We start from the raw sequence: 10,822 nt of genomic DNA on the forward strand, positions 1-10,822 counted from the left end.
CCCGGCCCCCCCCCAACCCACCACCCCCCGGCTGGCCTCCCACCCACCACCGAGGGGCCCGGCCCCCCCCCCACCCACCACCCCCGCCCGGGGGGGGCGTCAAAACCCCCTGGCCCCCCCCCCCCCCCAACTGGGTTCGGTTCGGTGGCCTCCAGTCAAGATCAGGGACACACCCACTCAAGATCCCCGGCAGCGTCACGCACTGACGCCGATCAGCACATCTACCGTTTGACGCGACTGCGGGTGGCAAGGACGGCGAGACCGAGGAGGACAGGTTCGGTGAGCCGGGAGGCCATTTCGATGTAGGTGCCGGCTGTCGTCAGGTCCTGGCCGGAGGATCGGAAGATCACCGAGTTGATCAGCACTCGCAGCGACTTCTCGAACCGCTCAGTGGTGATGCGCTCATCCAATGGGCCAGTGGGGTTGACCGGGTCGGGAACGTCGGTGACCAGGGTGAGGGTCTGCCCGGCCTGGACCTGGCGGCCGACAGTGGTCGGTTTGGGTGCCTCCACTGGGATGCCCCACAACACCATTACTGTCACGGTGGCGGTCATCGCCGCAGCCAGCCAGGCCAATGCGCGAGAGGCACGCAGGCCATAGCCGGAGACGGCCCAGTACACCGTGAGCAGGATGCGTTCGGCCCAGGTGGTGTCGGTGCGGTCGTGGCGGCGCATCTCGCACTCGCCGTAGTAGAAGTCCGCGGCTCCGGGTTCGTTCTTGCCGTCTTCCAAAGCCTTGCGTAACTGCCGGTAGATGGCAGCTATGGTATCCGGCCCCGCAGGGCGTGCTGGTCCTTGGGGACCCGGGCGCCACTCCCGTACGGACGGCTGATGGCCCGGTGCGGGGCGGTTGGCGGCGGCGGCGCGCCAGTGGTGCTCTTCGGCGAGTGTGCGCCGCTGGGACCAGCGCAAGACCACCGGCCCACGGCGGTGCCAGCCCACCGGAGGGCGGGAGAAAACTGTGCGGCCCTCGATGCGGAGCTGGTCGAGGTGCACCGTGCCGACGAAGCGACAGTCGGACAGGTCCACGTCCGTCAGCGCCAGGTGCACGGCATCCACCCCGCTGAGAGCCTGCACCCGCACGCCCGGATCCCGGTCCTCTAACCCCAACTCGGGCAAGTCCCCGCCGTGTTGATCGGCGAAAGGTTCTGGCTCGGCAGCCAGTGTGACTGGATACTCCAGCACCGCTCCGGCCAGGTCCACCTCGGCATAACGCAGCCTCAGTGCAGCCGTAGAACGCCAATGCGTCCGTCGGCACGACAGTGCTCTGGGCGCCATCTGCACCGTCACTGGGCCGCCGAACACCGCACGATCAAGATTGACCGTGCCGCCGCAGACCAGCGGCCCCAGGTGCGGGGCCGCTTCGAAGCGGGCCTCGGCGAACCCGGCGTCGGCGTTGAAGATCGTCCCGTCGAACTCGGCGCCGCTGTTGAAGGTCGCCTTCTTGAATCCGGCGTCTCCCCTAAACACCGTTCCGTCGAACGTGGCGTTGCCGTTGAAGGTGGTGCTGTAGAACGAGGCATGGTCGTGGAAGGTCGTCCTCCTGAACGAAGCATCGTCGGCGAAGGTCGCCCCGAGAAACTGGGACATGCTCGTGAAGGTCGTCTCGGTGAACAGGGCGCTCTGGTTGAAGGCCGTCAAGCCAAAGTGGGCGCCACCATTGAAGATCATCTTGTGAAACATGGCGATGCCGTTGAAGATCGCCCCGTTGAAGGTTGGCCCAGAGCCAGAGTCGCCGGGGGCGAAGGCCCCGTGCAGGAAAGTGACGTCGCCGTTGAAGATCGCCTCGTCGAACGCAGCGGTGCCGTTGAAGACTGCTCCGCCGAAGTGGGCACCGCCGTCGAAGGTCGCGCCGACGAACATGGCCAGGCCGAACTGGGGGCCGGGCGTTGTGGGGGAACACAGGGCGTCGAGCAACCGGTTCAACAGGGATCGGGTGAAGGGGGTGCCACTGTGGTCGATGTCGGCGCCAGGACTCAGGGCGGCCAGGTAAGCGGCGCGATCAGCCTCCTCCAAATGTGCTAGGCATACGGTCCATCCGGGTACGTGGACACCGCGGCAGCCGACCGGATCATCCGAGGTGGCGCCGTGACCACAGTGGGGCCAGTGCGGTGGAGTCGTCAGTGGCTCGGGCGTTGAGGACGTCACTTCATGAAAGACGATCGAGCACCATCAATCAGTTTCCTCACCAGGCACCCATGGTCTGGCCCCGCAGCGTTTCCCGGTCGCGGCCGAACCGCCGGGCCCTGCGCCCTTTCGAGGCGACGCACCACCATGGGCACCAAGCCCGTGTCCGTCACCGGCACGGCACCAGACCACAGCACCGACACCCAGGACTGCCAGGCAACCCTCGCCTGGAGCGACGCACGCGTCGAATGAACTCCCTCAACCAATGTGAAACTCGATGGGACCATCCCCGCGGCTGCGGGGAGCAGATTCCCGCCGAGCTGCAGCGCCGCGACGGCACGGGACCATCCCTGCAGGTGCGGGGAGCAGGCCGTGACCGCGTCGTCCGCCAGGAGCAGATCGGGACCATCCCCGCGTGTACGGGGAGCAGTGCGCATTCGGCCGTTCTGGCTCGTGCGTACCGGGATCATCTCCGCGGGTGCGGGGAGCAGCGGCCTGATCCTGGCCTATAACAAAATCGGCTGGGGACCATCCCCGCGGGTGCGGGGAGCACATGGAACACAAGCACACCGACATCCCGGAGGAGGGACGATCCCCGCGAGACGGGGAGCAGACGTTGGTCGGTCCGAACGCGGTGTAGAGGTGGGGACCATCCCCGCGGGTGCGGGGAGCAGAGCTGTTTGCACCCGGACGTGGTCAGCAAGGAGGGAACATCTCCGCGAGTGCGGGGAGCAGTCAGCGACGGGGACCAACCACGCTGAGGGGCCGGGACCATCCCCGCGGGTGCTGGGAGCAGTGCTCGGCCGAACTCTGCTTGGCGCCGTACAGGGGACCATCCTCGCGGGTGCGGGGAGCAGCCGGACCCGGAAGTGCTCGCCACCTACCGGCAGGGACCATCCCCGCAGGCGCGGGGAGCAGCCCGTGGACGCCCGGGCGACCCTCACCCAGTCGGGACCATCCCCGCGGGTGCGGGGAGCAGTTGCCGGACCCGCGCACGCGTTCGGTGCCGTAGGGACCATCCCCTGTCGGCGTCGCTCGAATCCTGACCCTCTGACGGCACGTGAGTTCCAAAGTGGGTCCAGATTCAGCCGCCGCCGACATCCCCGCGGGTGCGGGGAGCAGATTCGCTTCTTCACAGGGACAGCCTTCCTGTAGGGACCATCCCCGCGGGAGCAGCGGATCTCTCCGGCCGACACCGCCAGGAAGCCGGGACCATCCCCGCGGGTGCGGGGAGCAGCCGGACGCCCGCCCGATCGTCGCCGTCAGCAAGGGACCATCCCCGCGGGTGCGGGGAGCAGTGTCGGTGACGACCTGGCGGGCTTCGGCTTCGGGGACCATCCCCGCGGGTGCGGGGAGCAGTCACCGGACTGCTCGACGGCAAGCAGTGCTTGAGGACCATCCCCGCGGGTGCGGGGAGCACCACTTCGACAAGTCGTTCATCACCCGGAACTGGGGACCATCCCCGCGGGCGCGGGGAGCACCCTTCGCTCGTCTGAGCCACGAGCGGGAGCACGGGACCATCCCCGCGGGCGCGGGGAGCACCGTTCTCCTCTACTTGCGTCCGGTCACGACGAGGGACCATCCCCGCGGGTGCGGGGAGCAGTGTCAAGTGCCGTACCAGTACGAGATGTTGTCGGGACCATCCCCGCAGGTGCGGGGAGCAGTGGGGGGCGAAGCAGGGGCCGCCGGTGACGACGGGGCCATCCCCGCGGGTGCGGGGAGCAGTCGAACGCGTTCATCGCCCCGGCGGCCTGCCGGGGGCCATCCCCGCGGGTGCGGGGAGCAGTTACGGAACGGCACGCCGCCGCCGAGCGGGAGGGGACCATCCCCGCGGGTGCGGGGAGCAGGGCCTTGTGTCGGGTGATCCACTCGCCCTCGACGGGACCATCCCCGCGGGTGCGGGGAGCAGCGTGCGTGGGCCTGGCCGGCCACCCTGGACCTGTGACCATCTCCGCGGGTGCGGGGAGCAGAGCGTCGTCTTGATCTTCCCGGGATTCCAGTCGGGACCATCCCCGCGGGTGCGGGGAGCAGGAGCAGACCACCGACGCCCTGAAGCAAGGCGTGGGACCATCCCCGGGGGTGCGGGGAGCAGCTGCACACGGACCTCACCCCGGGTTCGAACACGGGACCATCCCCGCGGGTGCGGGGAGCACGTTGGCCAGGACCTGCGCAACGGCACATGGCTGGGACCATCCCCCCGGGTGCGGGGAGCAGTGGCGCTACGCCGGCAACGAAACGCCCGACGAGGGATCATCCCCGCAGGCGCGGGGAGCACCCGAATCGCTGCATCGTCTGCACGGCGACGTTGGGACCATCCCCGCGGGCGCGGGAGCACGCCTTCTCGATCTGGTACATGAGTCAAGGGACCGTCCCCGCGGTGCGGGGAGCAGTCTGCCCATGAAGCGGTGAAGTCGTTCTCCGCGGGGCCATCCCCGGCGGCGCGGGGCGCGGGCCAGATGTTCGCGTCCACACAAGGACGGGATGATTCCCGCGGGTGCGGGTGCGGGTGCGGGTGCGGGTGCCGTTGTCGGTGTCTCAAGGACCACCCTCGCAAGTGCGGGGGATGGTCCCGCTGACGGGTGTTTACCGTGTGAGGAGTAGTCCGCAGCTGTATGCCCGTGCGTGTCCGATGCCGTGGGTCATGGTGTCGACGAGGGCGGCGGGGTCGGTGACTGTGAGTGTGCCCCGGATTTCCGCGCGGACTATGCGTAGGCCTTTGTGGGGGCCGGGGCTGGTGATGGTGGGGAGCATCCGGACAGCGAGGGATTGTTCTTCGGTGGTAGCGCCGATGCGGGTGAGGCCGTCGGGTGTTTGGCGTGGTTGGCCGGGAGGTTGCAGGCGGCGTACGAACCAGGTTTTGACGTGGTCGGGGCGGGTGTGAGCGGTTCGTTTGCCGCGGGGGCGGTCTGGAGCCGGCGGTCCGGTTGGGCGGTTGTGTGTGGGGTTGACGACTGTGCGGAAGGTGAAGGAGTCGCCGGCGCGCAGGGTGCGGTCGACGGTGATGACGTGCGGTTTGTCGGTGAGGGCGCCGCGGGGTATGGCTGCCCAGTCTCCTGGGACTTTGGACTGCACGACCAGGACGAGGGCGCCGGCCTTCAGGTCGACGGACCAGGTGGACAGTACTCCCATCTGTGCGCGGGCGTCGGGGGCGCCGTCTTCGACCCAGCCGCGGAAGCCGCTCATGACGGTGCGGTGCATGTCCTGGGCGTCGACGAGGGACTTGGCCGTGTACGGGTGCCGGGCGTCCATGGTCAGGACGCTGTGTGTGGCAACGAAGCGGGCGGCAGCAGGGGGTTTGGTCACGGGATGACGTCCCATTCGGTGGCGTTCTCGGCGATGGTGACGCGGGTTCGGGTCTCCCATCGCGTGGTGTGTGCGCGATGGTCTGCGTCGAAGGTGACGGGCTGGTCTTGTACAGGGGTTGCGGCTGGGGCGCCCGGTGCCGCTTCAACCCATGCCCAGGGGCGCGGTGAGGGCCGTGGCCCGATGCTCTGCGAGGGCAGGAGGGCGGTGGACTGGAAGGCGTCTTCGATGGTCCCGCTGCGCAGGGGGCCGGCCAGTGTTCCGGAGGGTGGGCACGATTTGCGGCCCAGCCACAGCAGGCGTTTCGGGCTCTCCAGAGCTGCGGCGATCTTTGCGAGGAAGGCCCGGTCGGGGTGCTGCAGCGCGGCCACGAACGCGGCGTCGGCGAGGTACCAGCGTTCGGTGACGAGTGCGCCTCGGGAGAGCTGCTTGGAGACCAGAGCGCCTGAATCCGGATCGGTGACGACGTATTTCGGCGCTCCGTACCAGTCGGCGAGCTCGTGGTGGCCGAACGATGTGCCGTCGGTGTTCGCAAGGTCTGCGGCCAGCGCGGCCGCCAGGCGGTGGTCGGTGATGATGTCACGGGGGCGGACGGGGTATCTGCCGGCTCCGACGACGTGGTAGTCGCGCACCGGGCTGCCGGGGTGGTCGGCGCGGACGCCGAAGCGGGCTGTGATGAGATCGTCGTCGAGGTCTTCTGCCCGGTCGTGCCCGAGGGCTGCGGCGCACAGGCCGATCACCCCGGATTTCGTCGGCCGGTTGTGGGTGTCGCGTCGGGAGAACCGGGAGACCGTTCCCCAGGACTGCAGCGGGGCGGCGAGCCTGATGAGCAGGACGTGCTCGCTCACGCGGTGAGCTCCTCGACGGACTCCACGTCCTTAATCCCCAGTTCCTGCAGGACGGCGTGGATGGCGGGGTCGTAGGTCAGGATGCGGCCTGCGGTGATGTCGTCGCGTCGTCGGCAGACGAAGTCGTGGTGGGCGAGGAGCCGGCGTACGGCGAGCTCTCCTGCGGGGCCTGCGTCGGAGATTTCGTCAATGGGCTTTTGGAAGGCGGCGGCGTAGTTGAAGGGGCGGTCTCCGTCGAAGGCGAGGACCAGGGCGGGCAGCACTCCCGTTGAGGCGGTCGAGTTCTTCTTGGCCTCGGGGAAGGCGTTGACGAAGGAGCTGACGAATTCGGCTTCGGCAGCGGTGGCGGCGGACTCGGCGTCCGGTTCGGACATGCCCGCTGCGCGCAGGTTGTGCCGTAGTTTGCGGCGGTCGAGGACGGCGTGGCGGTAGAAGGTGCCGGAGATGAGGGCCTGGTAGCCGGTCATGCCGGCTCCGGAGTCGTCGGCGGCGTCGAGGAAGTCGAGGGCGTTGCTCTTGCGGGCGAGTTTGGCGTCGTCGGCGGCGGCGTAGAAGTCGTCCGTGTGCTCGGCTTCGTGGACGGTGAAGGCGTGGCTGCTCTGGATGGCTCCGTCGACGTTGGGTGAGTCCGGGATTTCGGCGAGGAAGCGGCCGTAGAGCGCGATGTCGATCGCGTCGCGGGGAGCCAGCGCCGTGAGCACTGCGTTGCGGGTCGCCTTCGGCAGCTTGGGAAGCTTGGCATCGGCGGTCTCGGGGGCACCGTCAGTTGGGTCCGTGCTCGCGTCTTCCTGAGGGGCGCTTTGGCGCCGTCCCTTCGGCTTCTTTGCGGCTGCCGCCGTCTCGGATTGCGCGATGTACTGCTCCGCCCAGGCGGCGATCTCCGCCTGTTCGGCTTGGATGTGGTCGGCGATACGGTCGCCTGCGTCCGCCGGGGCGAAGAGCAGCACTTTGGTCCGGTTGGCGACGGTGGTCTTGGCCGGGTCACCGAACTTGAGTCCGATGGCCTGCAGAACGGCGCGCGACGTCAGCAGGGCCTGCTCCTTGGGCCAGCCGTGCCGAGTTTCCAGGGCGCGAGCGGTCATCAGCGCCCACTCCCGGGTGCGGACACCCATGGTGTGGCCGGCCAGCGGCCCCTTCTGGGCGTTCGCCCGGTCGCGCGAGTACACCCTTTCGGCGCGGCGGCGCGCCTGGCTGGTGATCATGTGTCGCTCCACGCCGCCGTACACGATGGACTTCGGGGCGCCGTTCTCGTCCCGGACGGGGAGCACCGCGGCGAGGGTCTCCAACAGGTGGAGGGAGAGGAATTGGTGCCCGGCCGGGCCAACGTGGGTGCTCACAGTGTGTCCTTCGTGGTCGTCGTGGTGGTGGTCCTGTTGTCCCTGGCATTGGGTCTTGGCGGTGGTGCATGGAAGTCGACGGCCCACTGGTAACGGACGCGGGCCTGACGGTCGGTCCAGCGGGCCAGGTCGTCCGCGAGCCGTGACCAGGAGGGCGGCTGCTGGTCGCACGAGCGCAGCCGGGTGATGGCGTGCTGAAGGTGTCGCTGAGGAGGCCGACGGCTGGCGACGATGCGGTCCATCAGTCGGCTGGCGCCTGCGTCGTCGGGACCACGTCCGACACTGGTGCCGATCCGGCGGGCAGCCGCCCCGAGGCTTCCGTAGCCTCTCGACGGCTCGACGGCCCCCCGGTGGTAGACGGCGAAGAGGAAGGCCACCTGCTCGAACACCTCACGACGTCGTGGGTCGAACCAGCCGGCTTCGATGTGGGCGTTCTGGCTGATGGTGGGCCGTCGCAGCTCGGCAAGTTTTCCGTAGTTGCGGCTGGTGACCAGAGTGACCAGCCACTGCGTGAGCAGTTCGCTGCGCGAGGGCTCACGCAGGCCGGTTGTCTCGCCAGTGATCGTGGTGCGGTTTCCACCGCCCGGTGCGTCGGCGATCACCTGCGGTCCCCTTTCAGTTCGTCAGGGGCTTTGGGCCCGGTGAGGTCGCCGGCAAGGCGGCGAACCGCTTGTGCCCGTGCCTGATAGCCGCGCGAGTTGGCGGGCAGCGAGTCGAGCCGGTTACGCAGGAAGCGCCTGGCGGCCTCGTCGAGTACGGTCGCGTACTGGACGAGTGCCGCGTTGACCTGATCCTCGGTCTCGGCTGCCGTTGTGTCGTCCAGCAGCACGTGGAAGGGCTCTGCGGCGTGGGCCCAGTGTTCCGGCCGCGCGTCGAACCGGGCGATCTGGTCGTCCTTGTCGGCTGGCTTGGGGTTGGGATAGGTCACGGTCCAGGCGACATACGCCGCCCTGGAGAGGCTTGAGGCGACGTAATCGGCAATCAGAGAGCCCCGCTCGGCCGCGTAGCGCAGGTCTCGCTCCCGGCCCGGCACGAAGGGGAATGTGTCCGACACCCAGGTGACGACCGTGGTCTGTTTCGCGATCAGTCCGACCGCCCAGAGGTTGAGCCGGCGGCCGCTGAGCTGGGCGAGGCGGTCGTAGAGGTCGGGTCCGTGGTTCCGCTCCGCTACAGCGGCGTACAGGGCATGCGCTTCACGCCACAGAGCCCGGGATGCGGAAGGCCGCAGCGGCTTCGCCGTACCGTCCGCCGCAGTCGTGTAGACCGCGTCCTGCAGGTGGTGAGCCGCCAGGGGTTCCAGGAGCTCACCGGCTGCCACCAGGACACGGTCGACGGCAGGCTGGCCGTCTTCTGTGCGGGTCGGCCGCATGAGGATCGAGCGTCCGAGAACGGTATGCAGGTCGGCTGGCCCGTCCACCCGGCGCCCCGACGGCTTGGCTTGAAAGCCCCGGCGGGGCTGGGGAGCCACTGTCCAGGTGCGGTTGAAGCGGCCGGGGCCTGTGTCGCTCGGCACAAGGTTGAGCCGCAGCGTGTCACCGAGGGTTTGCCCCAGCGCGAACACGCGAAGGCGCGTGCTGAGCCGTCCGGCGGCCAGGTTGGTGATCGTGGGGCCCAGGGTGTCCTTGCCGGAGATCCGAGCACGGCCGCCGGGTCCGTAGACGTGCTGGGTGAGCATCGCCCGGAACGCGGCATCGGCGGGCAGAGGAGCTGGGTGTTCGAGGTGGTGGTGGTCGAAGAACAGGTTGTAGTCCCCGGCGTGTTCGATCACCAGCTGGGCCGGGCCCGCTCCGTGTTCGTCGAGGTAAGGGGCTAGCAGAGCGTTCTGGCCCAGTGGTTCCGAGGGGTGGAAAAGGTTCCAGTGCTCGTCTGGGCGGCTGTCCAGCCAGTCGGCGGCACCGGTCAGCGGGCTGCTGTCGTGCACCTGGTCGAGCCACTCGTCGACGTTTGCGGGGCAGGCCCCGGAGGCGTAGCAGACGGCGAGGAGGTACTCCAGCAGTGCGACGGTCTCCCCGGCGGTAGTTGCCGAGATGCCGAGTAACTCGTCCGCGCGCCGCAGAGCGTCAACCAGGCTGACCGAGGTACTTTGCCCGGCGGTTGTCAGTGCCGGGACGCATGCTTGTCGGCGCGGGTCCCAGTGGGGACGGAGCTCCTCCGCCAAAGACGGAGGTAATCCGGACAAGGGCACGTGCATCCCCCCTTCAGTCTCCACAGTTATCTGATGAGATGCGGCAGGACCGTAGCACGCGGGATGAGGGCAATATGGGCGAACCAGAAGATCTCAACAGCAGTGCGCATCAATGGTGTTGGGGAACGATCGATCTCTCCGCCCGGCGGGCATGGAATCCACTGGTCGCTGAGATGGCCGCGGCTGCCTCCGTCATGCTCGAACTGTGGGAGAAGGTGTTGAGCCCGCGGCAACGGGCGGATCTCGCGAGCAGTTTCGCAGCCGTAGACGAGCAAAATGCCCGCCTGGCCGCCGCCTTCCTGGCCGGCGTGCGCCGCATCGGGGAGGCCAGCCCGTCGCACATGGCGTCGTTCGGCACGGGGCAGCAGCCCTCCCGTGCCCTCGAACAGGCGCGCACGGCATGGCGGGAACAGGCAACGGGGGCAGCACTTCCACTGCCGGCGGTGGGCGCCCGGGTCCGTCACGCGGAACCGCAGCACATCACGGCGGCGGTACTGCCGCGGCTCACCGGTTGCGACTGCGCGGGGTACGTCGACGGTGAGCGATGCCGTGACAAGAACCATCGAGGTCTCCACGTGGCTGCTTACGCACTCAATCGTCACGGCACCGATGTCCTGCACGCTGACACGGTCGCCAGGGCCTATCGGGCGACCGGCGGCCCCGCCTGGGATGCTGTCCGGACCGCGTTGGTGGACAGCGTCGCTCACCACGTGGGTATCGACGCACGGGATCTTCCGCACCTGATTCGGCCATCGGATCCCCTGCGCCTGACAGCCTTCGGCCGCCTAGTCTCCCAGAGCAGCGACCTTGCCCGCGGGGACGCGCTTCGCGGCTTCGCCTCGCCCCACGACACCTGGGAGGCGATCTCGAACCGTGCGCGGGCGCACGCCCAAGAAGCCGTGTACCGGATACGCGTGGCCGGGTGACAGCCGCGATCCCCGCACTGCGGGGGGTGTGCCTCTTCAGTCGCCACAAGGGCCATCTCCGCAGTGCGGAGCAGGTCACCCCGTTCGTGGCGGCGTG

At 68.8% G+C, this 10,822-nt stretch carries 7 protein-coding genes and 1 CRISPR repeat array; of the genes, 1 reads left to right on the forward strand and 6 read right to left on the reverse strand.

All coding sequences use genetic code 11. The features are described 5' to 3' along the window. Positions 1-221: 221 nt before the first annotated feature. From ABZ880_RS48330 to ABZ880_RS48355, 6 genes are all read right to left on the reverse strand, one after another. Positions 222-2,015: a pentapeptide repeat-containing protein gene (locus ABZ880_RS48330; RefSeq protein ID WP_361277433.1), complete on the reverse strand. Its 1,794-nt coding sequence runs from the start codon at positions 2,013-2,015 to the stop codon at positions 222-224. 1,204 nt (positions 2,016-3,219) lie between these two features. After that, positions 3,220-4,577: direct repeats of the CRISPR family, unit length 28 nt; unit sequence GGGACCATCCCCGCGGGTGCGGGGAGCA. 132 nt (positions 4,578-4,709) lie between these two features. Further along, positions 4,710-5,375, reverse strand: a complete 666-nt coding sequence (locus ABZ880_RS48335) for a type I-E CRISPR-associated protein Cas6/Cse3/CasE (RefSeq protein WP_361277434.1) — start codon at positions 5,373-5,375, stop codon at positions 4,710-4,712. Between the two features lie 50 nt (positions 5,376-5,425). Continuing rightward, on the reverse strand, positions 5,426-6,277 hold the full coding sequence (cas5e, locus tag ABZ880_RS48340) for a type I-E CRISPR-associated protein Cas5/CasD (RefSeq protein WP_361277435.1): 852 nt from the start codon (positions 6,275-6,277) through the stop codon (positions 5,426-5,428). Continuing rightward, positions 6,274-7,614, reverse strand: coding sequence for a type I-E CRISPR-associated protein Cas7/Cse4/CasC (locus ABZ880_RS48345; protein WP_361277436.1), 1,341 nt, complete (start codon positions 7,612-7,614; stop codon positions 6,274-6,276). The genes cas5e and ABZ880_RS48345 overlap by 4 nt, the downstream gene beginning before the upstream one ends. Further along, positions 7,611-8,216 carry a type I-E CRISPR-associated protein Cse2/CasB gene (casB, locus tag ABZ880_RS48350; protein WP_361277437.1) on the reverse strand — a complete coding sequence of 202 codons (606 nt, stop codon included), beginning with the start codon at positions 8,214-8,216 and terminating at the stop codon, positions 7,611-7,613. The genes ABZ880_RS48345 and casB overlap by 4 nt, the downstream gene beginning before the upstream one ends. Beyond that, the gene (locus ABZ880_RS48355; protein ID WP_361277438.1) at positions 8,213-9,772 is read right to left on the reverse strand and encodes a type I-E CRISPR-associated protein Cse1/CasA; all 1,560 of its coding nucleotides are present in this window, start codon (positions 9,770-9,772) and stop codon (positions 8,213-8,215) included. The genes casB and ABZ880_RS48355 overlap by 4 nt, the downstream gene beginning before the upstream one ends. Before the next feature lie 65 nt (positions 9,773-9,837). Here ABZ880_RS48355 and ABZ880_RS48360 point away from each other — a divergent pair, with 65 nt between their 5' ends. Continuing rightward, positions 9,838-10,725 carry an HD domain-containing protein gene (locus ABZ880_RS48360; RefSeq protein ID WP_361277439.1) on the forward strand — a complete coding sequence of 296 codons (888 nt, stop codon included), beginning with the start codon at positions 9,838-9,840 and terminating at the stop codon, positions 10,723-10,725. Positions 10,726-10,822 lie beyond the last annotated feature (97 nt).

It is taken from the genome of Streptomyces sp. NPDC047043, assembly GCF_040644055.1.
Taxonomy (GTDB): domain Bacteria; phylum Actinomycetota; class Actinomycetes; order Streptomycetales; family Streptomycetaceae; genus Streptomyces.

Bases quoted from the DNA above. Each gene is read 5' to 3' on its own strand.
- ABZ880_RS48335 (WP_361277434.1), bottom strand. From the start codon at position 5,375: ATGGACGCCCGGCACCCGTACACGGCCAAGTCCCTCGTCGACGCCCAG.
- ABZ880_RS48360 (WP_361277439.1), top strand. From the start codon at position 9,838: ATGCGGCAGGACCGTAGCACGCGGGATGAGGGCAATATGGGCGAACCA.